The sequence below is a fragment of the Kitasatospora sp. cg17-2 genome (genome assembly GCF_054031055.1).
In genome coordinates this window covers 4,763,317-4,789,795 of sequence record NZ_CM132923.1, presented here as the reverse complement: position 1 = coordinate 4,789,795, position 26,479 = coordinate 4,763,317, and the positions used below count along the sequence as shown (strand labels likewise).

Genomic DNA, 26,479 nt, shown 5'->3' with positions numbered 1-26,479 from the left:
CCGGACTCCTTTGCTACGCTCCAAAGCGCTGCCGTGTCCTGGCCGAGGGCTTCGCGTGTCCGAATGGCCGGTATGAGATGGCGGGTTGGCAGGGGCGACGTCTCCTGCGGCAACCACCGGCGGCGCCGTCCTTCCTCCATTCACCCACTTGACCGGTGCCGTGTGTCGGCGTGCCCATGAGCGCGCGCCCGGGCACCATCGAGGAGTTCCGTCATGCCCAAGATCACGTATGTCGCCGTGGACGCGGCCGAGCGCACGATCGACGTCCCGGCCGGCACCAGCGTCATGCGCGGGGCCGTCTTCAACGACATCGACGGCATCGTCGCCCAGTGCGGCGGCAATCTGCAGTGCGCCACCTGCCACGTCTACGTCGACGAGTCGACGGCCGACAAGCCGGAGCCGATCCAGCCGAACGAGAACGAGATGCTGGACTTCACCGCCTGCCCGCGCCGTCCCAACAGCCGCCTCAGCTGCCAGCTCACGGTGACCGAGGCGCTGGACGGCCTGATCGTGCACCTTCCCGAGCGGCAGAAGTGATGGCCGAGGGATCCCACCCCGATCCGGTCGTCGTCGTCGGCGCCGGCCAGGGCGGCTACCAGACGGCGGCCTCGCTGCGTGAGCACGGCTACCGCGGACGGCTCGTCCTCATCGACGCCGAGGACGAACTCCCCTACGAAAAACCGCCCCTGTCCAAGGCCTACCTCCAGGGGGAGGCGGACGAGGCACAGCTCTGGCTGCGGCCGGTGAGCTACTACGCGCGGCAGTCGATCGAACTGGTCGCAGGCTCGGTGACGGCGGTCGACCCGGCCGCCCGCACGGTCCGGCTGGCCGACGGCTCGGTGTACGAGTACGGCCACCTGGTGCTGGCCACCGGGGCGACCCCGCGGACGCTCGGCGTGCCGGGGGCCGGACTGCGCGGCGTGCACACCCTGCGCACCGCGCAGGACGCCGCCGCGCTGCGCACCTCGCTCCGGGCGGCCCGGCACGCGGTGGTGGTCGGGGCCGGCTTCATCGGCCTGGAGTTCGCCGCGGCCGCCCGCCGGGCGGGCTGCGAGGTGACGGTGGTCGAGGCCCTCGACCGCCCGCTGGCCCGGGCGGTCTCGGCCCGTACGGCCGAGCACTTCACCCGGCTGCACCGGCGGGAGGGTTCCCGGATGGTCTTCGGCCAGGGGGTCGCCGCCCTGCACGGCGACGAGCGGGGCGCGGTCGCGGCGGTGGAGCTGGCCGACGGCGCCCGGCTGCCGGCCGACCTGGTGCTGGCGGGGATCGGGGTGATCCCGCGCACCGGTCTTGCGGCCGCGGCCGGACTGCGGGTGAGCGGCGGCATCGTCGTCGACGCCCACCTGCTGACCAGTGATCCGCACATCTCGGCGATCGGCGACTGCGCGGCCTTCCCGCAGGTGCGCTCGGGCAACCGGCTGCGGCTGGAGTCCGTGCAGAACGCGGTGGGGCACGCCGAACTGGTGGCCGCGCGGCTGACCGGCGAGAGCCGGGGCTACCGCGAGCTGCCGTGGTTCTGGAGCGACCAGTTCGCGACGACCGTGCAGATCGCCGGCCTGGACGAGGGCCACGACACGCAGGTGGTGCTCGGCGAGGACCCGGACGCGTTCTCGGTGCTGCTGTTCCGGGGCGGCGAGCTGCAGGCGGTGGAGTCGGTCAACCGGCCCACCGACCACCTGGCGTCCCGGCAGCTGCTGGACCGGGGGATTCCGCTGAACCCGGTCGAGGCCGCCGCGCCCGGCTTCACGCTCCGGGGCCACCTCGCGAGCCACCGGGGGGAGCCCGCCGTGCCCGTGGGCTGACCGGACGTCCGGTTGGCCGATACTCGCCGGGCCGCGCCCGGATCGCGTCCCTGCCGCGTCCGCGCCGCCGCACCGCGGCGCGGGTGCCCGGCAACGGAACAAAGGATTCCGAAAAACATTGGCCCCACCGCTTTCAAAAGTGCGGTCGAAGAACAACCGTTTTTTTATCCCCGGACGGTTTTCGGCCATGCCCGGGGCGGGCCCGCCGGGCCCGAACCTTCACAGTTAGTTCATAAGCCGCTGTTGCGGAAACATCTGCCAGTGAGGCAGGATTCAAACAAGATCGCTTGCTTGCTCATTCACTCGTCCGAATAACAAACAGGGGATACCACCGTGCCTGAATCCGTCAGCCCGCAGGGATTCACCGACGAGGCCGAGCTGCGCCGCCTCAACCGGGCCGTCGTGGAGCGGTACATGAAGACCCTCGGCCAGGACCGGCTGAGCCGGCACGAGCTCTTCACCGAGGACGGCGTGGGCGGCCTGTGGACCACCGACACCGGTTCCCCGGTGGCCACGCACGGCCGGGACCGCCTCGGCGAGCACGCCGTCTGGTCGCTCAAGTGCTTCCCGGACTGGGAGTGGTACAACGTCGAGATCTTCGAGACCCAGGACCCGAACCGCTTCTGGGTCGAGTGCGACGGCCGCGGGAAGATCCTCTTCGGCGATTACCCCGAGGGCTGGTACGAGAACCACTTCATCCACTCGTTCGAACTGGAGAACGGGCGGATAAAGCTGCAGCGGGAGTTCATGAATCCGTTCCAGCAGCTGCGTGCCCTGGGCATTCCGGTCCCCGAGATCAAGCGGACCGGAATACCCACCTGAGAAATCAATAAATAGACCGCCGGATCGGAGTACGTCGTGGAAGACGTTATACGGGAGATTCGTATCCGCGGGGCGTTGCAACAACCCGAATGGAGCGACCTACCCCAGGTCAATCGGGTGGGCGAGGCACTGGCCTCTCGCCCTGCCCTGGTCCAGCCGGACGACCTTGCGACCTTGCGAACCCTGCTGGGAAAAGTCGCGCTCGGAGAAGCGCTCGTGCTGCAGTCCGGGGACTGCGCCGAGGATCCGCAGGAGTGCACACGTCAACATGTGGCGCGGAAGTCCGCGCTGCTCGACCTGCTCGCAGGGACCCTCGGTCTGCGGACCGGAAAGCCGGTCCTGCGCGCGGGCCGTATCGCGGGGCAGTTCGCCAAGCCCCGTTCCAAGCCCACCGAAGTCATCGACGGGGTCGAACTTCCGGTTTTCCGCGGGCACATGGTGAATGGACCGGAGGCGGACCCGGAGATCCGCCGGCCCGACCCGCTGCGCATCCTCACCGGCTACATGGCGGCCGGTGACATCGTCGAGCACCTCGGCTGGCGCGACCGCGCGGCCGGCCGCGACGTGGTCGAACCCCTCGTGTGGACCAGCCACGAGGCCCTGCTGCTCGACTACGAGGCGCCGATGCTGCGCGTCGACGACAAGGGCCGGCTGTTCCTCGGCTCCACCCACTGGCCGTGGATCGGCGAGCGCACCCGGCAGGTCGAGGGCGCCCACGTCGCGCTGCTGTCGCAGGTGGCCAATCCGGTGGCGTGCAAGGTCGGCCCCGGCATGGAGCCCGACGAACTGCTCGCGCTGTGCGAGAAGCTCGACCCGTGGCGCGATCCGGGCCGGCTCACGCTCATCGCGCGGATGGGCGCCGAGAACGTGGCGGACCGGCTGCCGAAGCTCGTCGACGCGGTCCGCGGCGCGGGCCACCCCGTGGTCTGGCTCAGCGACCCGGTGCACGGCAACACCGTCACGGCGCCCGGCGGGTACAAGACGCGCCTGGTGGAGACGGTGTCGCTGGAGGTGTCGCGGTTCGTCGAGGCCGTGCGCGGCGCGGGCGGCGTGGCCGGCGGGCTGCACCTGGAGACCACCCCGGACGACGTGACCGAGTGCGCCTCGACCGAGGCCGACCTCGGCTCCGTCGGCGACCGGTACACCTCGTGCTGCGACCCCCGGCTCAACCCGGCCCAGGCCGTCGCCGTGGTGTCGGCCTGGACCGTCTGACCGGTCGGCCCGCACCGCGCCACATCCTCCGCCCCGCTCTGCGCGCCCCACTCACGCCCGCGCATCAAGCAAAGAACCGGAGCCATGACCGGCATACCCCCGATCCAGTCGTACCCGTTACCGGCCGAGGGCGAGCTGCCGCCGGCCACCGTGTCCTGGACCGCCGAGGCGGACCGCGCGGTCCTCCTCGTCCACGACATGCAGCGGTACTTCCTCGAGTCCATCCCCGAGAGCACCAGGAACGAACTCGTCGGCAACGCGGCGCGGTTGCGCGACCGCTGTGCCGGCCTGGGCGTCCCGGTCGCCTACACCGCCCAGCCGGGCGGCATGACCGACGAGCAGCGCGGCCTGCTCAAGGACTTCTGGGGCCCGGGCATGCGCCCCGCCCCGGAGGACCGCCAGGTGGTCGACGCGCTGGCGCCGGCCCCGCAGGACTGGCTGCTCACCAAGTGGCGCTACAGCGCCTTCTTCCGCACCGACCTGCTGGAGCGGATGCGCGACACCCGCCGGGACCAGCTGGTGCTCTGCGGCGTCTACGCCCACGTGGGCGTGCTGGCCACCGCGATCGAGGCCTTCACCAACGACATCCAGGTGTTCTTCGTCGCCGACGCCACGGCGGACTTCTCCGCCGAGTACCACCGGTCCGCGCTGAAGTACGCCGCCGAGCGGTGTGCCCGGGTCACCACCGTCAAGGGACTGTTCGGATGACCCGCGACCTGCCCGGGACCCCCGGGCCCGACAGCGGTTCCGACCTCGGCCCCGTCAACGGCCCCGACCTGCTCGCCGAGGTGCTGGCGGGCCGCCCGGAGGCCTTCGCGCTGCTGCACCGGCCCGGTGCGGCCGGGGGCACCGGTCCGGTGGTGGAGGTGCTGACCGGCTCGGTCGCGCTGCCCGCCACGCTGGCCGGGATCCCGCTGCCCGGTGCGGAGGCGGCCGCCGCGGCGGCCCCCGTCGTCGGGGACCGGCACGAGGTGCTCGTGGTGGTCCCCTACCGGCAGCTCGCCGAGCGCGGCTTCGAGGCCGCCGACGACGGGACCCCGCTGGTGGCGATGACCGTCACCGGCCAGCAGCGGCTGCCGCTGGAGCGGGCGCTGGCCCGCATCCCGGACGTGCCGACGCCGTTGGCCGGCGGTGCCTTCGACGTCGACGACGAGGCCTACGGCGAGGTCGTGGGCCGCATCGTCAAGGAGATGATCGGCACCGGCGAGGGCGCGAACTTCGTCATCAAGCGCACCTTCGTCGCCGACATCACCGACTTCGGGCCGCTGAGCGCGCCGGCGCTGTTCCGCCGGCTGCTGGAGCGCGAGAGCGGCGCCTACTGGACCTTCCTGGTGCACACCGGGGAACGGACCCTGGTCGGCGCCTCGCCCGAGCGGCACGTCAGCCTCCGCGACGGCACCGCGGTGATGAACCCGATCAGCGGCACCTACCGCTACCCGCCGTCCGGGCCGACCCTCTCCGGCGTGCTGGAGTTCCTGGCGGACCGCAAGGAGACCGACGAGCTCTACATGGTGCTCGACGAGGAACTCAAGATGATGGCCCGGATCTGCCCGGACGGCGGCCGGGCGGTGGGTCCCTACCTCAAGGAGATGGCCCGGCTCGCGCACACCGAGTACCTGATCGAGGGCCGGACCGATCGCGATGTGCGGGACATCCTGCGCGAGACGATGTTCGCGCCCACCGTGACGGGCAGCCCGGTGGAGAGCGCCTGCCGGATCATCCACCGGTACGAGCCCGGCGGCCGCGGCTACTACAGCGGGGTGGCCGCGCTGATCGGCCGGGACGCGGCGGGGGAGCGGGTCATGGACACCGCGATCCTGATCCGCACCGCGGACATCTCGGAGCAGGGGCGGATCGGCATCGCCGTGGGCTCCACCATCGTCCGGCACTCCGACCCGGCGTCGGAGGCGGCCGAGACCCGGGCCAAGGCGGCCGGGCTGGTCGCCGCGCTCGACGGCGGGGAGCAGCAGCGTTTCGCCGGCCACCCGAGCGTGCTCAGGGCGCTGGAGTCGCGCAACGACTCCATCGCCGACTTCTGGCTCGCCGACACCGCGTCCCGGGTCTCCGCCCGGCCCGAACTGGCCGGGCGCAGCGTGCTGGTGATCGACGCGGAGGACACCTTCACCTCGATGATCGACCAGGAGCTGCGCTCCCTGGGGCTGCGGGTCACGGTCCGCCGGTTCGACGAGGAGTACGCCTTCGAGGGCCACGACCTGGTCGTGATGGGGCCGGGGCCGGGCGATCCGCAGGAGGCCGCGCATCCCAAGATGCTCCACCTGCGGGCGGCGCTCGACACCCTGCTGGCCGAGCGCCGGCCGTTCCTCGCGGTGTGCCTCAGCCACCAGCTGCTCGGGCTGCGGCTCGGGCTGCCGATCCGCCGCCGCACCGTGCCCAACCAGGGCGTGCAGAAGGCGATCGACCTGTTCGGCGGCGCCGAGCGGGTCGGGTTCTACAACACCTTCGCCCTGGTCGCCGAGGCGGAGGAGTTCGACGCCGAGGGCGTGGGCCGGGTCCTGGTGAGCCGGGACCCGGAGAGCGGAGAGGTCCACGCGCTGCGCGGTCCCGGCTTCGCCTCGCTCCAGTTCCACCCCGAGTCCGTCCTCACCAGGGAGGGGCCGCGGATCGTGGCGACCGCCCTGTCCGGGCTGCTCGGTCCGGCGCGGGTCCCCGACCCCGCCTGAGCCGCCCGCCGCCCGGCACCGCCGGGCGGCCGGGCCGCCCCCCAGGACCGCCGGACCGGCCCTCCCCCCCCGTGAGTGCCGGTCCGGCTCCCCCTGCCCGTGGCCGCGTCGCGATCCGGCGCGCGGCCCGGCGCACCGCGCTGTCCGAACGAGCACACCCGCGCCGTCCGAACGAGGCGCGCGGCCGCGTGCTCCGGCCGGGGCGCACCCGCGCGCCCGGCGCCCGGGGCGCGGACCGCCCCCGCCGCGGAGCCGCGGCCAGCAGTCCCCATGACGATAACGACGAGAGCGGGAGGACCCATGCACAAGTACGTCGTCGTCGACGCGTTCGCGCGCCGGCCCCTCACCGGCAATCCGGTGGCGGTCTTCTTCGGGGCCGACGACCTGTCCGGCGAGCAGATGCAGCGCATCGCCCGGGAGATGAACCTCTCCGAGAGCACCTTCGTCCTCACCCCCAAGCAGGGCGGGGACCACCATGTGCGGATCTTCACTCCGGTGAACGAACTCCCCTTCGCGGGGCACCCGTTGCTCGGCACGGCGATCGCGCTGGGCGGGCACACCGAGGCCGACAGCCTGCGGATCGAGACCGCGATGGGCGTCATCCCGTTCGACCTGGAGCGGGTGGACGGCCGGACCGTCGCCACCAGCATGCGCCAGCCGGTGCCGGTCTGGGAGCCGTTCGAGCGGGCCGAGGAGCTGCTGTGGGCGCTCGGGGTGAGCTCCTCGACGCTGCCGGTGGAGATCTACCGCAACGGCCCGCGGCACGTCCTGGTCGGCTTCGAGAGCGTCGAGGCGCTGTCCAAGGTGGACCCGGACCACCGCGCGCTGGCCCGGTTCCCGGACATGGCGACCAACTGCATCGCCGGTTCCGGGACCACCTGGCGCAACCGCATGTTCTCGCCCGCCTACGGGGTCGTGGAGGACGCCGCGACCGGCTCCGCCGCCGGCCCCATCGCCATCCACCTGGCCCGGCACGGCCTGGGCGTCTACGGGCGCCGGATCGAGATCACCCAGGGCGTCGAGATCGGCCGCCCCTCGCCGATGGGCGCGCTGGTGCACGGCGAGGGCGACCGCGTCGACAGCGTCGAGGTCTCGGGCCACGGTGTCGTCACCATCGAAGGAGTGCTGCATGTCTGACCAGTCCGACCAGCTCGCACGGCCCGCACGGCCCGCACAGCCCGCACAGCCCGTACAGCCCGACCGGCCCGCACCGGCCGACCGGAAGCGGTCCGAGTCGCTGACCGGGACCGTCGCGCTCGACTTCCCGGAGTTCCGCGACCCGCCGGCCGAGCCGATGGGCCTGCTGAACTCCTGGCTGGCGGCCGCGGCCGAGCACGGCGTGCGGGAGCCCCGCGCGCTCGCGCTGGCCACCGCCGACGCCCGGGGCCGCAGTTCGTCCCGGATCCTGGTGATCAACCGGATCACCGAGGCCGGGATCGTCTTCGCCACCCACGCCGACAGCCAGAAGGGCCGGGAGCTGGTGGAGAACCCGTGGGCCTCCGGCGTCCTGTACTGGCGCGAGACCAGCCAGCAGGTCGTGCTGGCCGGTCCGGTGCGGCAGCTGCCCGACGCCACGGCCGAGGAGCTGTGGGCGGCCAGGGCGGTGTTCACCCACCCGATGACCACGGTGTCCCGGCAGAGCCGGCCGGTGGAGGACCTCGACCACTTCGAGGAGCTGCGGGCGAAGGCCCTGGAGCTGGGCCGGCCGGGGCAGCCGCTGCCCCGCCCCGCGTCCTACGTGGGTTTCGAACTCGTCCCCGACGTGCTGGAGTTCTGGGCCGACGGCACCGACCGGCTGCACGAGCGGCTGCGCTACGACCGCACCGCCGACGGCTGGGGGGTGAGCCGGCTCCAGCCCTGACCCCCGGCGCGGCCCGCCGCGCACCCCGACCGGCCCTACCTCCCGAGGAGATGTCATGACCTCGCCACAGATCTTCACCGACCACCACGACCTGCGCGCCCGCAACCGCCGGGCCGTCGAGCAGTACCTGGAGACCGGCCCGGAGGCCCGGCTGCGCCGCTACACCCTCTACACCGAGGACGGCACCGCCGCGCTCTTCTACACCGACATCGGCCGGCCGATCGTCGTCACCGGCCGGGAGAAGCTCAAGCGGCACAACGAGCTCTCGCTCGAAGTCCTGCCCGACTGGCGGTGGTTCGACGTCCACGTGTACGAGACCCAGGACCCGGGCCAGGTCATGGTCGAGTGCGACGGCGAGGGCACCATCCGCTTCCCCGGCTATCCCGAGGGCCACTACCGCAACCACTTCATCCACGGATTCACGCTCCGGGACGGCCTCATCGCCGCCAGCCGCGAGTACACCAACCCGATCGAGCACATGAAGTCGCTCGGCATCGAGACCCCGCACATCAGGCGGGACTGGATTCCCACCGACTGACCCGTCGGGCAGGGAGTCCGGGTGCCGGACGCGCGCGCGAAGGAGATTCGATGGAGATCCACTCGTGTCCCAGGAAGCACGGACGGGAGGTCCCCGCGGCCGCGGGGTCCGTCCTCTGCGGCCCGTGCATCAGGCAGTTGGAACACACCCTGCGGGCCCTCCCGGAGCTGCACCGGGAGTGCCTGCACCACATCCAGACCGAGCCCCGGCGGCGCAACCCGACCCGGGTCTCCGGGAGCCGCCGCCGGGACCGGCTGAACCTGTCCGCGATCGACGCCCGCAACAACATCGTGGCGATCCTGGAGTCCTGGTCGCGCTTCGCCGCCGAGCGGCTCGGCACCACCGCGGTGATCCGCTCGGTGCCGCACCTGACCCGGTTCCTCGACCGCCACCTGGACTGGCTCACCGCACAGCCGCCGGCCGCCGACTTCGCCGACGAGATCGAGGACCTGCGGCTCGAACTGCTCAACGCGATCGACCCCGAGGCCGGCGACCGCGCGGTGCCCACCCGGGCCTGCGTGGTGGACGGCTGCCCCGGGACGATCGACGCCTCACCGCAGCACCACAACGGGGGACGGACCAGCGTCGGCTGCTCGTCCGGACATTCATGGGGGATACGCGAATGGCTCACGCTACGGCACCTCTTGGAACAACCGCGAACGGCGGCCGTCTGAGCCGGCCGCCCAGACACCGGCTCGTGCCGACCAACGTGGCCGCGCTCGCCGCGGGCGTCTCGGAGGCGACCATCCGCAAGTGGGTCAGCCGCGGCAAGATCACCCGCTACGGCACACCGGGCCGCTCGGAGTTCGACATCCAGGAACTCACCGAGATCGCCCTTCGCCGCCGGTCCTGACCGGCCGCCGGGCACCGACCCGGTCCTGACCGGCCGCCGGACACCGACCCGGCGCGGCACAACCCCGCGGATCCATTGCCGGGCGGGCGGGAACACCGCCCGTCAACGGACCCGCGGGAGCTCCGGAACCGGCCGCGCACGGCGGCCGGGGCGCCGGACGAGGGGCCGGGGGCTCTCCGCTCGGGAGAGCCCCCGGCCCCTTCGTCGTCAGCGCTTCTCGTAGATCCGCTTGTGCCCGGCGATGCCCGCCAGCCGGAACGGCCCGGTGGTCCCGGCCGGGGTCGGGTGGTCGCCGCCGTCGGTCGGGAAGCCCCACTCGTGCAGCTCGCGGTAGCGGTCGTGGCCGATCGGCTGCCGCCGCTCGACCGCCGCCCGGTGCGCCTCCGTCCGCAGGTGCTCCCGGTAGCCGGGCACCACCGTCCCGGCGAAGAACTCCGCGACGCTGCCCGAGCCGTAGCTGAGGAAGCCCACCGCCTGCCCGTCGAGGTCCTCCGCGTCGTCGAGCAGCGCGGCCAGCCCCAGGTACACCGACGCGGTGTAGCTGTTGCCGATCACCGCGTTGTACCCGGTGGTGCGCCCGAGGGCCCGCTCGACGGCGGCCTCGTCGGTGTCGTGCCCGGCGGAGTTCAGCAGGTGCCGGTGCGCCTTGTAGGCCATCTTCGTGAACGGCTGGTGGTAGCAGAAGGCGCCGAAGTCCTCCAGCGGCCGGCCGCCCTGCTCGGCGTAGTCCTTCCAGGTGCCCTGCACCGCCTGGAGGTAGGCGCCGATGGACTCCTGGCCGTCGACCAGTGCCGCGTCGCGGTAGTTCGGCCGCCAGAAGTCCATCACGTCCGCGGTGAACAGGCCCGAGGGGTCCTCGATCCGCACCAGCGCCGGGTCCGCGGTGACCAGCATCGCCACGGCGGCCGCGCCCTGGGTCGCCTCGCCGGGGCTGTCCAGCTCGTACTTGGAGACGTCGCTCGCCACCACCAGGACCTTCTGGGACGGGTCGCGGTGGATCAGGCCGAGCGCGAACTGCAGGGCGGCGGTGGCCCCGTAGCAGGCCTGCTTGAGCTCGACCACCCGGGTCGCCGACGGCAGGCCGAGCAGCGAGTGCACGTACACGCCCGCGGCCTTCGCCTGGTCGATCGAGGACTCGGTGGCGAACACCAGGGTCCGGATCCCGTCCGTGCCGTGCCGGGCGACGATGGGCGCGGCGGCCGCCGCGCCCAGGGTGACGATGTCCTCGTCGGCGGCCGGCACGCTCATCGAGCGCTGGCCGATGCCCGTGTGGTACTTGCCGACCGGCGTGCCGTTGTACTCCGCGAGCGCGGTGTGCGGCAGCACGAACTCGGTGGTGGCGAACGACAGATCGTGAATTCCGACAGTGGCCCCGTTGGACATTCCTAAACCCCGACCTTCTCCGTGTTGCCGCGTTCCAGGTGGACGTGGGCGCGCATCAGCTCGCCCGGGTTGGTCTGCGCCGCGAGCAGCGACAGCTCTCCGCAGAGCACGGTCGCCGCCGCGATCACGGCGAGCCGGCGCGCGTTCTCGCCGGTCTCGCGGTCGGCCCGGCAGCCCAGCCGGGCCAGGTTGGTCTCCACGAAGGCGAGCCCCTTGCCGTTGCCGACCGTGCCGACGATCAGGTTCGGCAGGGTGCAGGCGAAGTACAGGTCGCCGTCGCGGTCCTCGGCCATCACGACGCCCTGCGAGCCCTCGACGATGTTGGCCGCGTCCTGGCCGGTGGCCAGGTAGAAGCCGAGCAGCATGTTCGCGAAGTGGGCGTTGGCCGAGCGGATGCCGCCGGCCAGCAGGGTGCCGAGCATGTTCTTGCGGATGTTCAGCTGGACGATCTTCGCCGCGGTGGTGTGCAGCACCCCGGAGACGACCTCCCGCGGCACCAGAAGCTCGGTCACCACGTTCTTGCCCCGGCCGAGGATGCCGTTGACCGCGGTGGCCTTCTTGTCGGTGCAGTAGTTGCCCGAGATCGACCCGTAGGAGATGCCGGGGACGGTCTGCAGCAGGTGCTGCAGCAGCACGTCCGAGGCGAGGGTGGCCATGTTGTGCCCGGAGGCGTCGCCGGTGGTGAACTCGAACCGGACGAACAGCAGGTTGGCGTTGATCTCGTGCCGGACGCCGACGAGTTCGGCGAACCGGCTGCAGCCGCGCACGACCTCCTGCAGCTCCGCGAAGCGGTCCCGGATGCTGCGGGCGGCGGCCAGCGCCGTCCCCGCGTCGGTCGCCTCGACCAGCACCGAGCGGGTCATCCGCTCGTCGACCAGGGTCGCGACGATGCCGTTCTCGGCGAGCATCGAGACCTTGGCGCCCCGGCCCACCGAGGGCCACAGCGGCGACTCGTAGGTGGCCAGCGGGACATGGGTCTCGGTGGTGGCGACGTTGCCCGAGATGCGCACCGGACCCACCCAGCGCATCGGGACGCCGGCGATGGCGTGGTCCTCGGTCATCGGAGGCCTCCGGTGGTGGTGGTCCCGGCGGCGGAACGCCGGGCGAACTGCGCGGTGTCGATGCCGCGGTCGGCGCAGAACTCGCGCAGGGTGCCCTGGATCAGCAGGTCCCGTCCGGTCAGCGCGGCCGGGGTGGCCGCGCCGAGCATGGTCATCAGGGCCGCCAACTGGTCCAGCCAGCTGGACAGCTGGGTGACCAGCGCCTCCACGCCCTCGTCCATCAGGGTGCGCAGGAAGGTGCCGGACGCCCCGACGCCGTGGGCGCCGAGCGCCAGGGCGCGGGCCACGTCCAGCGGGTGGCGCACACCGCCGGAGGCCAGCACCGGCAGGCCCACGTCCCGGCTGTCCAGCAGACAGGCGGCCGTGGAGAGGCCCCAGCCCTCCAGGAAGGTGTAGTCGCGCAGGTCGCGCCGGCCGTTCTCGATCCGGGCGAAGTCGGTGCCGCCCCGGCCGCCGAGGTCGGCCACCCGCACGCCCAGGTCGCGCAGGACCCGGACGGTGTCCCCGCTGAGGCCGAAGCCGACCTCCTTGACGATGACCGGGACACCCACGCCCTCCACGATCCGGCCGATCTGCGGCACCCAGGCGGAGAAGGAGCGGTCGCCCTCCGGCATCACCGTCTCCTGGACGGTGTTGATGTGGATCTGCAGCGCGTCGGCCTTCAGCAGGTCGACGGCGCGGCGCGCCTTGTCGACCGAGGCGGTGGCGTTGACGTTGGCCAGGACGAAGCCGTCCGGGTTCTCCTCGCGCAGCACGCTGAAGGTGCCGGCGCAGGACTCGTCCTTGAAGTAGGCGCTCATCGAACCGGAGGCGATCGGCACCCCGGTCTCCCGGGCGGCGATCGCGAGGTCGCGGTTGATCCTGCCGGTCATCTCGCTGCCGCCGGTCATCGCGTTGATGTACAGCGGGACCGGCCAGGAGAAGCCGGCGAAGTCCGTGGCCAGCGACACGTCCGGGCGGTCGATCCCGGCCAGGGCGTGGTGGACGAACGTCACCTCGTCGAACTGGTTGCGCCCGACGTGGCCGTGCTGCTGCTCGACCGCGAGCCGGACGTGGTCGTCCTTGCGTTGAGAGATCATTCCTCGTTCCCTTCCGTGGCGGGACGCAGGTCCAGGGGTCGCACCCCGGCCGCGGTCCAGCGTTCGCGTAGGTGGTCGATGTCCGGCGAGGCTCCGGTGGCCCCGGCGTCGGAGTCGGAGTGGTGGGAGGCGGGGGAGCCGGCGGTGCCCGGGGCGGCCCGGGGGTCCGGCACCTCCAGCAGGGCGATGCCGCAGTCGCCGCCGCCCGCGCCGGAGGGCTTGGCCGCGCCGCCGACGGCCTCCGCGGCGTCGCACAGCGCCGTCAGGGCGGGCGTGAAGACGCCGAGCCCGGCCTCCTCGTCGAGCCGGGCCAGCTCCCGTCGGGCGCGCCGGACGCTGTCCAGCAGCGCGGTCCGGTCGCCGTGCTCGATCGCGTCGGCGGCGGCCCGCACCAGCTCGGCGCTGGCGGCCACGAACCGGCGGTGCGGCGGGGTGCCGCGCCAGGCCCTGCGGTGCAGCCCGGACACCAGCTCCGTGGTGGAGGCGGGGGTGCCGGTCCAGCCGACCTCCAGCGCCACCCCCCGGGGCGGCGGCAGCCGACGCACCTCGAAGCCCGGCCAGGGCTCCGCCAGCGCCCCGGCCACTCCCCGCCGGCGGACCAGGTCGAGCACGGCGGCCCGGTCGGGCGCCCGGTAGGCGATCCAGCCGCCCCAGGTGCTGGCGGCCAGGTCGCCGCCGGAGCCCTTGGGGTCGAGCTCGGCCGAGGCCAGCAGCGCCAGCCGGTACCGCTCCTCGGCCGACAGCGCCAGACCGCAGTGGGCGGCCACCGCGGCGACGGTCGCCACGGTCACCGCACCGCTGGACCCGAGGCCGAACTTGACCCCGTCCCGGTGCAGTTCGCTGCTGATCGCGATGTCCAGCTCCGGTGCCGGACGGCCGTGTTCGGCCAGCAGCCGGGTGACGGTGCGGAGCGCGGCGAGGACGTGGGCGAGCTCCCGGCGGGCCCGGTCGGCGTCCTCGACCCCGACCGGGTCGAGCTCCTCGCCCCGGCGGATCCAGCGCACCGGCGCCGCGAGGAGGTCGGAGGAGACCAGCGTCCCGGGCCCGGCGGGCTCGGTGACGGTGGCGGTGACCACGCGGTCGACCGCCACCAGGACCGCCGGGTTTCCCGGCTCCACCACCGCGTACTCGCCCGCGACGAACAGCTTGCCCGGCGCGCGCCGGACCACCGGCGGGCGGCCGGTGGTCACGCGTCCGCGTCCAGCAGCCGGGCGCCCGGTCCGGGGCCGGCGATGTGCACCGAACCGCCGCGGACGGCCTCGCGGACCGCCCCGGCCACCCGGTCCGCCTCGGACCGCCGGCAGAGCACCTTGACGTTGGGTCCGGCGTCCATGGTGGCCCAGGCCGACACCCCGGCGCGGCGCAGCTCCAGCACCGCGTCCAGCACGGTCACGGTGGCCGCCGAGAGGTAGCGCACGGCCGGGCGGGCGGCCAGCATGGTGGCGTGCATCCCGAGCGCGTTGCGCTCGGCGACCTCGCCCACCGCGTCCAGGTCGGCCCGCTGCAGCGCCTCCCGCATCTCGGCCAGGTCGGCCTGGCTGGAGGCGGCCCACGGCCGGTACAGCGGCGAGGTGGCGACGGTGCGCCGCATCGCCTCGCGGCTGGACACGGCCTTCGGCCCGGCGTCGACCACCGCGACCACCAGCGCCGGGTCCAGCGCGGCCACCGGCACCGGGACCGGCTCGGCGTAGGAGCCGAGGTCGGGGTCGCCCCCGTGGTCCGGCTGTCCGGCGTGCCAGATCGCGAAGCCGCCGAAGACGGAGCGCGAGGCCGAGCCGGAGCCGCGCCGGGCCAGCCGGGACAGCCCGGTGGCGTCCAGGCCGAGTCCGTACGCCGCCCCGGCGGCGGTGGCCAGCGCGGCGAAGCCGCTCGCGGAGGAGGCCAGTCCGGCGCCGGTGGGGACGGTGTTGCGGGTGTCCACGACGGCCCGCAGCGGGCTCCCGGCGCGTTCCCTGACCAGGTCGAGGAAGGCCGTCACCCGGCGGCGCGGCTCGCCCGCCAGGGGCTCCCCGTCGAGGGTCACGGTGTCCTCGCCGGCCCCGGGGTCGAGCCGGACCCGGGTGGTGGTCGGGAACACGTCCAGGGTCAGCGAGAGGCTGTCGGTCCAGGGCAGGACGAGCCGCTCGTCCCGCTTGCCCCAGTACTTGACCAGCGCGATGTTCGGATGGGCGACGGCGGTGGCGTCCCCGGCGGCGCTCCCGGTGCCGGGGCGCGGACGGGTGGTGGCGGTCGGCTGCTCAGCGGCCATGGCCGGGGTACTCCCTCAGCGGTACGGACCAGGTCTGGACGGCGCCGGCGGCGAGCAGCGCGCGGGTGACGTCCGCGGCCGACTCCTCGGAGGCCAGCGCGATCACGCAGCCGCCCATGCCGCCGCCGGTGATCTTGGCGCCGAGGCCGCCGGCGGCCAGCGCGGCCGAGACCATGCCGTCGATCCGGTCGGTGCTCAGGCCGCCCGCGCGGAGCAGCTCGTGGTAGTCGGTGAGCTGGGCGCCGAGCTGCTCGGGCCGGCCCTCGGCGAGTGCCGTCCGGGCGGTCCCGGTCAGTTCGGAGGCCCGGCGCAGGAAGGCCTCCTGGGTGCCGGGCCGCTGCCGGAAGCCCTCGCGCAGCAGCTCGACGGCGTCCTTGGTCCGGCCCGCCACGCCGCTGTCGGCGACGATGAACAGGCCGTCGCAGCCGATCGGCAGCTCCTCCGCCCGGCCGGCCCGGAACAGCAGCGGGGCGGTCGCGCCGACGGCCATCGCGTCGACGCCGCTGGCCCGGCCGTGCGCCACGTTCTCGGCGGTCTGCACCAGGTCGAACGCCAGCTGCGGGGTGACCTCGCGCTCGAACAGGTCGGCCAGCGCGTGCACCACGGCCCGCGCGCAGGCGGCGCTGGAGCCGAGGCCCCGGCCGACCGGGATCGCGCAGTCGATGATCACATCGAGGTGCAGGCTGTCGGGCACGCCCATGGCGGCCCGGAACTCGGCGGTCAGCCGGTGCAGTCCGTCGGAGGCCTGGGCGGGCTTGGGCCGGGACTCGGAGCCGGTCATGGTGAGGGAGAAGTCGTCCGGGTCGGCCGGGGACTGCGCGGAGTAGCCGGCTGTGGCGGTGACGCCCAGTTGCGGGAGCGGGAGGGCGAGCGCCGGGGCTCCGTAGACGACCGCGTGCTCACCCAGCACGATCGCCTTGGCCCGGGCCCGGCCGGTGCCGACCGGCCGGGCGCCGCGGTTCTCCGACAACCCCTCGGGTGCGGCGGGTAGGGACAACGAACTCAGCTCCCCGTTTCGTTTCTGCATGGAGATCGCTCATCCAGAGTTCTCGGAAGGAAGGAATCCGGTGGCGGCACGGAAAAGGGCCCGCCGGGGACCGTGCGAGGTCCCCGGCAGGCCCGGGTGGTGCGGGTGTCGCGGGTGGTGCGGGTGCCGCAGGTCGTGCCGGTGGTGCGGGTGTCGTGGGTTACGACTCGGCGACGAGCATCTTCTCGACCGGTCGCCGCCACTGGTAGTACGACTGGATCTTGTGGTACTCGCCCTTGGGCGTGACCGTCACGCCGTAGACGAAGTTGCGGCCCTCGGTGCTGTACGGGGCGTCCTGGACCAGCCGGACGATCTGCGGGGCCACGGTCACCGGCAGCGCCAGCGGCTCGGGCGTCATGACCGAGTAGGTGATCCGCGAGATCTTCGGGGAGTCCCAGCTCAGCGTGGCGTACATGACGAACGCCTTCTCGTTGAACGTCAGCAGCTCCTCGCTCGGGGCCGGCAGGCCCAGTTCGGCGAGCAGCGAGCGGACGCCCTCGGGCTCGAAGGTCGTCCGCGGCACCCGGCCGGAGGCGCCGCCGCCGAAGTAGAGGTTGACGGTCCGGCTGCCGTAGTCGATGCCGACGGTGCTGACGATGTCCGACAGGCCGTAGCGGTCGAAGAGCTCCAGGTTGGCGGTGATGCCCTCCGGGGCCGACGGCAGCGCGGCGACCTCACGGACCGTCAGCAGTCGCTCGATGGTGGGGAAGGACCAGGTCTTGGTGAACCCGGCCCGGACGCCGAAGTCGACGCCGCAGCTGTCGATCGGGAGCTCGCCGTGGACCTCGGCCAGCAGCTTGCCGACGGGGTGGTCGGTCTTCTCGGCGAGGCCGTTCGCCAGCGCGACGGCGTAGGGGTCCAGGCCCCGGGGGAGCATGGTGAACCGGCAGTCGAGGTCATCGGCACCGAGCGGGCTGTTCTGCACCCGGAAGGAGATCACCGACTCCGGCAGCACGTCCTGGTACGCGGTCAGGATCGGCCACACCGTCTCGCGCTCGAAGGGCACGTCCACCACGCGGGCGGTTCCCTCGACGGCCGCGTAGAAGTTCTCCAGGAAGGCGCTTTCCGACATTCTTCTTCCACCTGTCCAATCGTGGCGTGTGTGTGGATCGGGAGTTGGATCTGGGGGGTTCGCCGCGGGATCGTGCACGCCGCGACGTCGCGCAGCCGTCGGCCACGGGCCGGGCACCCGCGCCGGGGACCGGGCGGGTGCGTACGCCGAGGCACACGTGGGTGACGGACGGACCGAGGGAATCTCACCGTGCCGACCGAAGACCTGGTCCGACCTGCTGGGACCGGCGGTTCTGGCACTCAACACCCGCCCCCGGAACGGGTTTTGGGCAGGGTGGGCGTGCAGAAATAGTGACACGCGCTCCGCCCGGGGCCAAGCCCCCCGGAAAGTGACCTGGGTCACGCCCTCCGGGGCCGGCCCCGGGCGCCCGGACGCGGGGCGGTATTCGGCGGCACGGGGCGGCCCGGTCTGGCATGATGTCCACGGTGTCGGGGTGCTAGCTCAATGGGTAGAGCAGCGGACTTTTAATCCGTAGGTTCAGGGTTCGAGCCCCTGGCGCCCCACCGACGCGAAAGGCCCGGGCCGGAGACCTCCGACCCGGGCCTCCGTCGTTCCACCGGTGCCGAACGGCGCCCGTCGAGGAGTCCGGCCGCCGAAGGCCGCGGGGCGCGGCCGGTGACGCAGAGCATGCGAACGATGCGTTCTGACGATCGGTTTGTATGATCCAAGCCGGGTCCGTTGGGGGACATCGGACCCGCACGGAGGGCCGCGGACGGTGCGACCGGGGGTGTTCGTCGGTTATTGCGACCGTCGTACGTGCAACCCGGGAGCGGTCCCGACCGTCTCTCTGTGTGCAGTGCGTCCGGCGTAGTGGACGCAGCGTCCGCCGGTGAAAGGTTCAGGCATGTCAGGTCAAAGGGGCGAGGGTCCGGCTCGCGGTGACGACGCGCCCGGTGCGCTCACGGCCGACGGTGCCACCGGCGGCGCACCCGGTGCCCCGGTGCCCGGGCCCAGGACCGGCGGCCGCGCCGAGGCCCGACGGGCCGCCCAGGGCAAGCCGGCCCCGGGCCGGGCCGGCGCGTCCCAGGCCCAGGCCGGGTCGCCCCCGGCCGGTGGCGGACGGGCCGCGGCCAGGGCCGCCGCCCGCAGGCCGAAGCGGGACATCAAGAAGATCGTCGCCTGGTCCGCCGCCGGCGTGCTGGTGCTGCTGGCGGGCACCGGCGGGCTGATCTACTACCAGCTGAACGGCAACATCAAGTCCTTCGACGCGGACGCGATAGCCAAGGACCGCCCGCCGGAGGCGCAGGCCGACGCGGACGGCAACAAGCCCGTCAACCTGCTGCTGATCGGCTCCGACAGCCGGGGCAAGAACAACTCCGACCTCGGCGGTGGCGAGGACGGCGGCGCCCGCTCGGACACCACGATCCTGCTGCACGTCTACGCCGACCACAAGCACGCCGTGGGCATCTCCATACCGCGCAACGCGATGGTGGCCATCCCGTCCTGCAAGCTGCCCAACGGCAAGTGGAGCAAGGGGTCGAACAGCGAGCTGTTCAACGCGGCCTTCTCCGTCGGCGGCACCGACGACGGCAACCCCGCCTGCACCCAGAACACCGTGGAGAAGCTCACCGGGATCCGGGTCGACCACACCATGGTGGTGGACTTCCAGGGTTTCGCGGCGATGACCAAGGCCGTCGACGGTGTGGACATCTGCCTGCCCGAGGACATCCACGAGAAGGACCTCAACGACAAGCTGCCCGCCAAGGGCGCCGTGGTCCTGAAGAAGGGCCCGCAGAAGGTGGAGGGCCAGCAGGCGCTCGACTACGTGCGACTGCGGCACGGCATCGGCGACGGCTCCGACATCGGCCGGATGAAGCGCCAGCAGGCGTTCATCAGCTCGCTGGCGGCCAAGATCAAGAAGCAGGGGCTCAACCCGACCACCCTGCTGCCGCTCGCCAACGCCGCCACCAGCTCGCTCACCGTCGACCCCGGCCTCGACAGCGCCGACAAGCTGATGTCCTTCGGCCTCTCGCTGCGCAACATCGACCTGCACGACCTCAAGTTCGTCACCCTGCCCTGGCGCTTCCGCACCGTGGACAAGAACATCGACATCGACGCCACCGTCGCCAAGAAGCTCTGGGACACCCTCAAGGCCGACCGGACCATCGACGGCCAGAACGCCACCGGCGAGCAGCCCGCGGAGGCCCCCTCCCCGACCGCCCCGCCGGCCGTGGCGGCGACCACCGCGACCACCCCGGCGGCCGCGGCCCACGCCGCCGCGGCCGGCTCCCCGCTCGCCGACACCAAGAACATCAAGGTGGCGGTCTACACCGGCACCAGCGCCACCGGCATGGCCGGCAAGGCCGCCGAGCAGCTGACGGCGGCCAAGTTCACCGCCACCGCCGTCGGCCGGGCCGACAACCTCAAGTACACGACCACGATGGTCCAGTACGGCTCCGGGCAGAAGGCGAACGCGGAGAAGGTCGCCGCGGTGTTCCCCGGCGCGGTGGTCGAGCCCGGCACCACGGCCGGGATCACCGTGATCGTCGGCAAGGACTTCGCGGCGGCCAACGGCGCCACCGCCCCGGGCGCCTCCGGCACCGCCCCGGCGACCCCGTCCGCCCCCGCCGCGCCGCAGCCGCTGCCCAGCAGCCTCGTCGCCGACGCCCGCTCGGCGGACGACAACATCTGCGACAACACCACCTACGGCTCCGGCGGCTGACCGGTCCGGCCCCGGCCCCGCGACGGGGCCGGAGCCGGCGGTGGGACGCCGTCCGGTGGCGGGATCGCGGAGGCCCGGCGATCGTGGGCGGTGTACGGCCGTCCGGCCGCGCGGCCCGAGCGGGCCTGCGCCCGGTGGCCCGTCCGGCGGAGGACCATCGCTTGGAGGCCCAGGAATGCCCGTAGTCACCGCACCGTACAAGCCCGGCACCCCGTGCTGGGTGGACCTGATGGCGAGCGACCAGCAGGCCGCGCTCGACTTCTACCGCGACCTGTTCGGCTGGCAGGGCGAGGTCGGCCCGCCCGAGTTCGGCGGCTACGCCGTGTGCTCGCTCAACGGCAGGCCGGTCGCCGGGATCATGGCCCGCTCCGGCCCGGAGGGGCAGCCGCTGCCCCCGGTCTCCTGGACCACCTACCTCGCCGCCGACGACGCCGACGCGGCCGGGCAGGCCATCTCCGGCGCCGGCGGCACCATCCTGTACCCGGTGATGGACGTGGGCGACACCGGCCGGATGCTGGTCGCGGCGGACCCGACCGGCGCGGTCTTCGGCGTCTGGCAGAAGCTGGAGTTCATCGGCGCGGGCGTCGTCAACGAGCCCGGCGCGCTGGTCTGGAACGAGCTCAACACCACCGACACCGCGGCGGCCGGCCGGTTCTACCAGCAGGCGCTCGGCCTGCGCCCCGCCACCGTCCAGGGCATGGACGGCTTCTACTCGCTCAACGTCGGCGACCACACGGTGGGCGGCATGCAGCCGGTCGCCGGGTACCTGCCGCCGGGCACCCCCTCGCACTGGATGACCTACTTCTCGGTGGACGACACCGACTCCACGGTGGACGCCCTGGTGAAGGCCGGCGGCTCGGTGGTCCAGCCGCCGTTCGACATGCAGGCCGGGCGGATGGCGGTGGTCACCGACCCGCAGGGCGCGGTCTTCGCGCTCACCTCCACCCCGGACTCCCCCTGAGCCCCGCGCTCCCCACGGGGCCCGGACTCCTCCCGGGCCCCGCCCGCACCACCCCGGGCGCCCGTTCCCGCGACGCGCCGCCGGGAATGGGCGGTCGAACGCGCCGCAGCGGGTAAGACTGCACCCATGCTGGGGCTACCGGACGACATCCGCGCTTTCCTGTTCGACCTCGACGGGGTGCTCACCCAGACCGCCACGGTGCACGCCGCGGCCTGGAAGGACACCTTCGACGACTTCCTGCGCGCCGAAGCCGCGCGCACCGGCGGGCCGTTCACCCCCTTCGACGCCGTCGCCGACTACGACGCGTACGTGGACGGGCGGCCCAGACTCGACGGCACCCGCGCCTTCCTCGCCAGCCGGGACATCGAGCTGCCCGAGGGCACCGACGCCGACCCGCCCGGCGCCCGCACCGTGCAGGGCGTCAGCCGGGCCAAGAACGACACCGTGCTGCGGATGATCCGCGAGCAGGGCGTCGCCCCCTACCAGGGGTCGGTCGACTACGTGCGCCGGCTGCGCGCGCTCGGCCTGCCCACCGCCGTGGTCTCGTCCAGCGCCAACTGCCGCGACGTGCTGCGCGCCGCGGGCATCGAGGGCTACTTCGACGTGATCGTGGACGGCCTCGTCGCCGCCCGGGACGGACTGCCGGGCAAGCCCGCGCCGGACACCTACCTGGCCGCCGCCCGGGCCCTGGGCGTCGAGCCCGCGCACGCCGCCGTGTTCGAGGACGCGCTGGCCGGGGTCGCCTCCGGCCGGGCCGGCGGCTTCGGCGCGGTGGTCGGGGTGGACCGGGTCGGCCAGGCCGCCGAACTGCGCCGCGACGGCGCCACCGTGGTGGTCCGGGACCTCGCCGAACTGATCCCCGACCCCGGGCCGCAGGCCCCCGACAAGCCCGAGGAGACACCGGCATGACCGGCCAGGAGCAGCCCTTCGTCGTCGACCCGTGGCAGGTCGTCGAACCGGGCCTCGACCTCACCTCGATGGCCCGCGCCGAATCCGTCTTCGCGCTCTCCAACGGCCACATCGGCCTGCGCGCCAACCTCGACGAGGGCGAGCCGCACGGCCTGCCCGGTACCTACCTCAACGGTGTCTTCGAGCTGCGACCGATGCCGTACGGCGAGGGCGGCTACGGCTACCCGGAGTCCAGCCAGAGCGTCATCAACGTCACCAACGGCAAGATCGTCCGACTGCTGGTCGACGACGAGCCCTTCGACCTCCGCTACGGCGAACTGGTCAGCCACCGCCGGTGGTTGGACTTCCGCGACGGCCTGCTGCGGCGGTCCGCCGAGTGGACCTCCCCGGCCGGGCGGACCGTCCGGGTGGACTCCACCCGACTGGTCTCGCTCACCCAGCGGGCGGTCGCCGCGGTCGAGTACACCGTGGAGGCGGTGGACGCCCCGGTGCGGATCGTGCTGCAGAGCGAACTCGTGGCCAACGAGCAACTGCCCGGCGGCGCCGACGGCGACCCGAGGGCCGCCGCCGTCCTGGAGGCCCCGCTGATCGCCGAGGCCAACCACGCCGGCGGGACGAAGGCGGTGCTGGTGCACCGCACCCGCTACAGCGGCATCCGGGTCGCCGCCGGCATGGACCACGTGATCGAGGGGCCGGACCGGCTGGACACCGTCGCCGAGGCGGAGGACGACCACTGCCGGATCAGCGTCACCACCGTGCTGCGCCCCGGCGAGCGGCTGCGGCTGGTGAAGTTCATGGCCTACGGCTGGTCCGCGACCCGCTCGCTGCCCGCCGTCCGGGACCAGGTGGAGGCCGCGCTGACCGCCGCCCGGTACACCGGCTGGGACGACCTGGTCGCCGAACAGGCCGACTACCTCAGGGAGTTCTGGGAGACCAGCGATGTCGAGATCGACGGCGACGTCGAACTCCAGCAGGCCGTCAGGTTCGCCCTCTTCCACGTCCTCCAGGCCGGGGCCCGGAGCGAGGAGCGCGCCATCCCGGCCAAGGGGCTGACCGGCCCCGGCTACGACGGGCACAGCTTCTGGGACACCGAGGCCTTCGTCCTGCCGGTGCTCACCTACTGCCTGCCGTCCGCCGTCACCCAGGCCCTGCGCTGGCGGCACACCACCCTGCCGATGGCCCGCGAGCGCGCCGTCCAGCTCGGCCTGGCCGGGGCGGTGTTCCCCTGGCGGACGATCCGCGGCGAGGAGTGCTCCGGCTACTGGCCGGCCGGCACCGCGGCGTTCCACATCGGCGCGGACATCGCGGTCGCCGTCGCCCGCTACGTCCGGACCAGCGGGGACGTCGAGTTCGAGCGCGAGTACGGGCTCGAACTCCTGGTGGAGACGGCCCGGATGTGGCGCTCGCTCGGCCACCACGACGCCGCCGGCCGGTTCCGGATCGAGGGCGTGACCGGCCCCGACGAGTACAGCGCCGTCGCCGACAACAACGTCTACACCAACCTGATGGCGCAGACGAACCTGCTCGCCGCCGCCGAGTCCGCCGCCCGGCACCCGCGCGAGGCCGCCGCGCTCGGCGTCGACACCGAGGAGACGGCGGCCTGGCGGGACGCCGCCACGGCGATGTTCGTCCCCTACGACGCCGACCTCGGCGTCCACCCGCAGGCCGACGGCTTCACCGACCACCAGGTCTGGGACTTCGAGAACACCCCGGCGGAGAACTACCCGCTGCTGCTGCACTACCCGTACTTCGACCTGTACCGGAAGCAGGTGGTCAAGCAGGCCGACCTGGTGCTCGCCATGCAGGTCCGCGGCGACGCGTTCACCGACGAGCAGAAGGCCCGCAACTTCGCCTACTACGAGCGGCTGACCGTCCGCGACTCCTCGCTCTCCGCGTGCACCCAGGCGGTGATCGCCGCCGAGGTGGGGCAGCTCGACCTCGCGTACGACTACACCGCCGAGGCCGCCCTGATGGACCTCCACGACCTCGGCGGCAACACCCGGGACGGCCTGCACATGGCCTCGCTCGCCGGGGCCTGCATCGCGCTGGTGGCGGGCTTCGGCGGACTGCGGGACCACGGCGAGGCGCTGTGGTTCCGGCCCAGGCTGCCGGCCGGACTGACCCGGATCGGCTTCTCGCTGCTGATCCGCGGCAAGCTGCTGCAGGTGCGGATCGACCACGACGAGACCACGTACACCCTGCGCCGGGGCGACATGATCCAGCTGCGGCACGACGGGGAGCCGGTGCAGGTGAAGGCCGGCGAGCCGGTCTCGCTGCCGACCACCGCGCCGCCCGCCCAGGAGCGCTGTGCCCAGCCCCCCGGCCGGGAACCGGCCCGCCGCCAGCCCCAGGCGGGCGTGCCCGGCGGCCGCATCTCCTCCGGCCCGGACCACCTCGCCGCCGAGTAGGCGCGGCACCTTCTCCGCCGCCTCCCTCACTCCGACGGCCGCCCCGGGGTGCGGGGGACGGCGGGGCGGCGGAGGGTGCTGGTGTCGTGCGTCCCCGGCAGTCCCCGACGGCAGGAGATCCCCGTGGTGAGTGTGGCCGAGCAGATGGTGGCGGTGCTCCGGCAGGCCGGCGTGGAGCGGGTCTACGGGGTGGTCGGCGACAGCCTCAACCCCGTGGTGGACGCCATCCGCCGCACGGACGGCATCGCCTGGGTGCACGTCCGCAACGAGGAGGCCGGCGCCTTCGCGGCCGCCGCCGAGGCCGAGCTGACCGGCCGCCTCGCGGTCTGCGCCGGCTCCTGCGGCCCCGGCAACACCCACCTCGTCCAGGGCCTCTACGACGCGCAGCGCAGCGGCGTCCCGGTACTCGCCCTGGCCTCGCACATCCCCTCCGGCCAGATCGGCACCGGCTTCTTCCAGGAGACCCACCCCGAGCGGGTGTTCACCGACTGCAGCGGCTGGTGCGAGATGCTCTCCACCGCCGCCCAGATGCCCCGGCTGCTGCGGATCGCGATCCAGCACGCCCTCGGCGCCCGGGACGTCTCGGTGCTGGCCTTCCCCGGCGACGTCGCGGCGCTGTCCGCCGCCGCGCCGACCGGCAGCAGCCACTTCCTCACCGAACGGGCCGTCGCCGCCCCGCCCTGGTCCCAGGTGCAGGAGCTGGCCCGGCTGCTCGACGCCGCGCCCAAGGTGGCGCTGTTCTGCGGCGCGGGCGTCCGCGAGGCGCACGCCGAGGTGATGGAGCTCGCGGCCGCCCTGTGCGCGCCGGTCGGGCACTCCCTGCGCGGCAAGGAGTGGATCCAGTACGACAACCCGTACGACGTCGGGATGAGCGGCCTGCTCGGCTACGGCGCCTGCCACGAGGCCCTGCACTCCGCCGACCTCGTGCTGCTGCTCGGCACCGACTTCCCCTACGACTCCTTCCTGCCCCAGGCCCGCACCGTCCAGGTGGACCACGACGCCACCCGGCTCGGCCGCCGGACGGCGCTGGACCTCGCGGTGCACGGCGACGTCGCGGCCACCCTGCGGGCGGTCCTGCCGCTGCTGGAGCGCAGGACCGACCGGTCCTTCCTCGACGACATGCTGCGCCGCCACTGCCGGGCGCTGGAGGACGTGGTCGGCGCCTACACCCGGGACATCGACAAGCACCTGCCGATCCACCCCGAGTACGTGGCCTCGGTGCTGGACGAGGTGGCCGCCGAGGACGCCGTCTTCACCGTCGACACCGGCATGAACAACGTCTGGGCCGCCCGCTACCTGCGGCCCAACGGGCGCCGCCGGGTGATCGGCTCCTTCCTGCACGGGTCGATGGCCAACGCGCTCCCGCACGCGATCGGCGCCCAACTGGCGTTCCCCGGGCGGCAGGTGGTGGCGATGTCGGGCGACGGCGGGCTGTCGATGCTGCTCGGCGAGCTGCTCACGGTGGCCAGGCACCGGCTGCCGGTGAAGACCGTGGTCTTCAACAACGGCGCGCTCGGCATGATCAAGCTGGAGATGCTGGTCTCCGGCTACCCGGAGTCGGAGGTCGACAACGGGGACGTCGACTACGCCGGGATCGCCCGGGCGATGGGCATCCCGGCCAAGCGGGTCACCGAGCCGGCGCGGGTGCGGGAGGTCCTGGCGGAGGCGCTGGAACGGCCCGGCCCGGCCCTGGTGGACGTGGTCACCGACCCGAACGCGCTCTCCGTGCCGCCGCACATCACCGCGGCCCAGCTGAAGGGCTTCGCGCTGGCCGCCGGCCGGACGGTGCTGTCGGGCGGGGTCGGGCGCATGATCGACCTGGCCCGGTCCAACCTGCGGAACATCCCCCGGCCGTGACCCCCGGTCCCGGGGCGGTTCGGACTCCGACCCCGGAATGATT

The 26,479-nt window shown here is 73.2% G+C and carries 23 protein-coding genes and 1 tRNA gene; 17 read left to right on the top strand and 7 right to left on the bottom strand.

Translation table 11 applies throughout. The features are described 5' to 3' along the window. Positions 1-213: 213 nt before the first annotated feature. The 11 genes from ACW14Y_RS20215 to ACW14Y_RS20165 all read left to right on the top strand — a co-directional run bounded on the left by ACW14Y_RS20215 (position 214) and on the right by ACW14Y_RS20165 (position 9,769). Positions 214-537 (top strand): 2Fe-2S iron-sulfur cluster-binding protein, encoded by a 324-nt coding sequence (locus tag ACW14Y_RS20215; RefSeq protein ID WP_266270368.1) that lies wholly within the window; start codon positions 214-216, stop codon positions 535-537. Then, positions 537-1,802, top strand: coding sequence for an NAD(P)/FAD-dependent oxidoreductase (locus ACW14Y_RS20210; RefSeq protein ID WP_380388103.1), 1,266 nt, complete (start codon positions 537-539; stop codon positions 1,800-1,802). Before ACW14Y_RS20215 ends, ACW14Y_RS20210 begins: the two co-directional genes overlap by 1 nt. A 333-nt stretch (positions 1,803-2,135) precedes the next feature. After that, a complete protein-coding gene (locus ACW14Y_RS20205; protein WP_266270366.1) occupies positions 2,136-2,624 on the top strand; it encodes a PhzA/PhzB family protein in 489 nt (162 codons plus the stop codon). A gap of 36 nt (positions 2,625-2,660) precedes the next feature. Beyond that, positions 2,661-3,836 (top strand): 3-deoxy-7-phosphoheptulonate synthase, encoded by a 1,176-nt coding sequence (locus tag ACW14Y_RS20200; protein WP_380305784.1) that lies wholly within the window; start codon positions 2,661-2,663, stop codon positions 3,834-3,836. A gap of 84 nt (positions 3,837-3,920) precedes the next feature. Continuing rightward, positions 3,921-4,544 (top strand): isochorismatase family protein, encoded by a 624-nt coding sequence (locus ACW14Y_RS20195; RefSeq protein WP_266270364.1) that lies wholly within the window; start codon positions 3,921-3,923, stop codon positions 4,542-4,544. Continuing rightward, positions 4,541-6,517, top strand: a complete 1,977-nt coding sequence (locus tag ACW14Y_RS20190) for an anthranilate synthase family protein (RefSeq protein WP_456987966.1) — start codon at positions 4,541-4,543, stop codon at positions 6,515-6,517. The genes ACW14Y_RS20195 and ACW14Y_RS20190 overlap by 4 nt, the downstream gene beginning before the upstream one ends. A gap of 300 nt (positions 6,518-6,817) precedes the next feature. Next, entirely contained in the window at positions 6,818-7,654 is an 837-nt protein-coding gene (locus ACW14Y_RS20185; RefSeq protein ID WP_266270362.1) for a PhzF family phenazine biosynthesis protein, read from the top strand. Then, positions 7,647-8,378, top strand: a complete 732-nt coding sequence (gene phzG, locus ACW14Y_RS20180) for a phenazine biosynthesis FMN-dependent oxidase PhzG (RefSeq protein WP_456987964.1) — start codon at positions 7,647-7,649, stop codon at positions 8,376-8,378. The genes ACW14Y_RS20185 and phzG overlap by 8 nt, the downstream gene beginning before the upstream one ends. 55 nt (positions 8,379-8,433) lie before the next feature. Next, positions 8,434-8,916, top strand: coding sequence for a PhzA/PhzB family protein (locus ACW14Y_RS20175; protein ID WP_030397798.1), 483 nt, complete (start codon positions 8,434-8,436; stop codon positions 8,914-8,916). Positions 8,917-9,053: 137 nt separating this feature from the next. Then, positions 9,054-9,590: a hypothetical protein gene (locus ACW14Y_RS20170; protein ID WP_380437472.1), complete on the top strand. Its 537-nt coding sequence runs from the start codon at positions 9,054-9,056 to the stop codon at positions 9,588-9,590. Between the two features lie 23 nt (positions 9,591-9,613). Next, complete coding sequence (locus ACW14Y_RS20165; RefSeq protein WP_157855447.1) at positions 9,614-9,769, top strand: hypothetical protein; 156 nt, start codon at positions 9,614-9,616, stop codon at positions 9,767-9,769. A gap of 207 nt (positions 9,770-9,976) precedes the next feature. On the opposite strand, the gene ACW14Y_RS20160 is transcribed toward ACW14Y_RS20165, so the two are convergent. From ACW14Y_RS20160 to ACW14Y_RS20130, 7 genes are all read right to left on the bottom strand, one after another. Beyond that, complete coding sequence (locus tag ACW14Y_RS20160) at positions 9,977-11,152, bottom strand: hydroxymethylglutaryl-CoA synthase (protein WP_380310436.1); 1,176 nt, start codon at positions 11,150-11,152, stop codon at positions 9,977-9,979. A gap of 2 nt (positions 11,153-11,154) precedes the next feature. After that, positions 11,155-12,213: a hydroxymethylglutaryl-CoA reductase gene (locus ACW14Y_RS20155; protein WP_380310438.1), complete on the bottom strand. Its 1,059-nt coding sequence runs from the start codon at positions 12,211-12,213 to the stop codon at positions 11,155-11,157. Then, positions 12,210-13,292, bottom strand: coding sequence for a type 2 isopentenyl-diphosphate Delta-isomerase (gene fni / locus ACW14Y_RS20150; protein WP_380310440.1), 1,083 nt, complete (start codon positions 13,290-13,292; stop codon positions 12,210-12,212). The genes ACW14Y_RS20155 and fni overlap by 4 nt, the downstream gene beginning before the upstream one ends. After that, a complete protein-coding gene (locus ACW14Y_RS20145) occupies positions 13,289-14,482 on the bottom strand; it encodes a phosphomevalonate kinase (RefSeq protein WP_380437476.1) in 1,194 nt (397 codons plus the stop codon). The genes fni and ACW14Y_RS20145 overlap by 4 nt, the downstream gene beginning before the upstream one ends. Next, positions 14,479-15,540, bottom strand: coding sequence for a diphosphomevalonate decarboxylase (gene mvaD, locus ACW14Y_RS20140; RefSeq protein ID WP_380310444.1), 1,062 nt, complete (start codon positions 15,538-15,540; stop codon positions 14,479-14,481). Before mvaD ends, ACW14Y_RS20145 begins: the two co-directional genes overlap by 4 nt. Further along, a complete protein-coding gene (gene mvk / locus ACW14Y_RS20135) occupies positions 15,530-16,567 on the bottom strand; it encodes a mevalonate kinase (protein ID WP_266311891.1) in 1,038 nt (345 codons plus the stop codon). Before mvk ends, mvaD begins: the two co-directional genes overlap by 11 nt. Before the next feature lie 160 nt (positions 16,568-16,727). Further along, a complete protein-coding gene (locus ACW14Y_RS20130) occupies positions 16,728-17,639 on the bottom strand; it encodes an aromatic prenyltransferase (RefSeq protein ID WP_266270349.1) in 912 nt (303 codons plus the stop codon). A gap of 430 nt (positions 17,640-18,069) precedes the next feature. Between ACW14Y_RS20130 and ACW14Y_RS20125 the strand changes: the two genes are divergently transcribed. The 6 genes from ACW14Y_RS20125 to ACW14Y_RS20100 all read left to right on the top strand — a co-directional run bounded on the left by ACW14Y_RS20125 (position 18,070) and on the right by ACW14Y_RS20100 (position 26,436). Further along, positions 18,070-18,142, top strand: a tRNA-Lys gene (locus ACW14Y_RS20125). 341 nt (positions 18,143-18,483) lie between these two features. Next, a complete protein-coding gene (locus tag ACW14Y_RS20120) occupies positions 18,484-20,301 on the top strand; it encodes an LCP family protein (RefSeq protein WP_456987958.1) in 1,818 nt (605 codons plus the stop codon). Between the two features lie 175 nt (positions 20,302-20,476). Further along, positions 20,477-21,262, top strand: a complete 786-nt coding sequence (locus ACW14Y_RS20115) for a VOC family protein (RefSeq protein WP_266311889.1) — start codon at positions 20,477-20,479, stop codon at positions 21,260-21,262. A 126-nt stretch (positions 21,263-21,388) separates the two neighbouring features. Continuing rightward, on the top strand, positions 21,389-22,171 hold the full coding sequence (locus ACW14Y_RS20110; protein WP_380310254.1) for an HAD family hydrolase: 783 nt from the start codon (positions 21,389-21,391) through the stop codon (positions 22,169-22,171). Further along, positions 22,168-24,579 carry a glycoside hydrolase family 65 protein gene (locus ACW14Y_RS20105; RefSeq protein ID WP_380310256.1) on the top strand — a complete coding sequence of 804 codons (2,412 nt, stop codon included), beginning with the start codon at positions 22,168-22,170 and terminating at the stop codon, positions 24,577-24,579. Before ACW14Y_RS20110 ends, ACW14Y_RS20105 begins: the two co-directional genes overlap by 4 nt. A 117-nt stretch (positions 24,580-24,696) precedes the next feature. Then, complete coding sequence (locus tag ACW14Y_RS20100; RefSeq protein ID WP_380310272.1) at positions 24,697-26,436, top strand: pyruvate dehydrogenase; 1,740 nt, start codon at positions 24,697-24,699, stop codon at positions 26,434-26,436. The last annotated feature ends 43 nt before the right edge of the window (positions 26,437-26,479 follow it).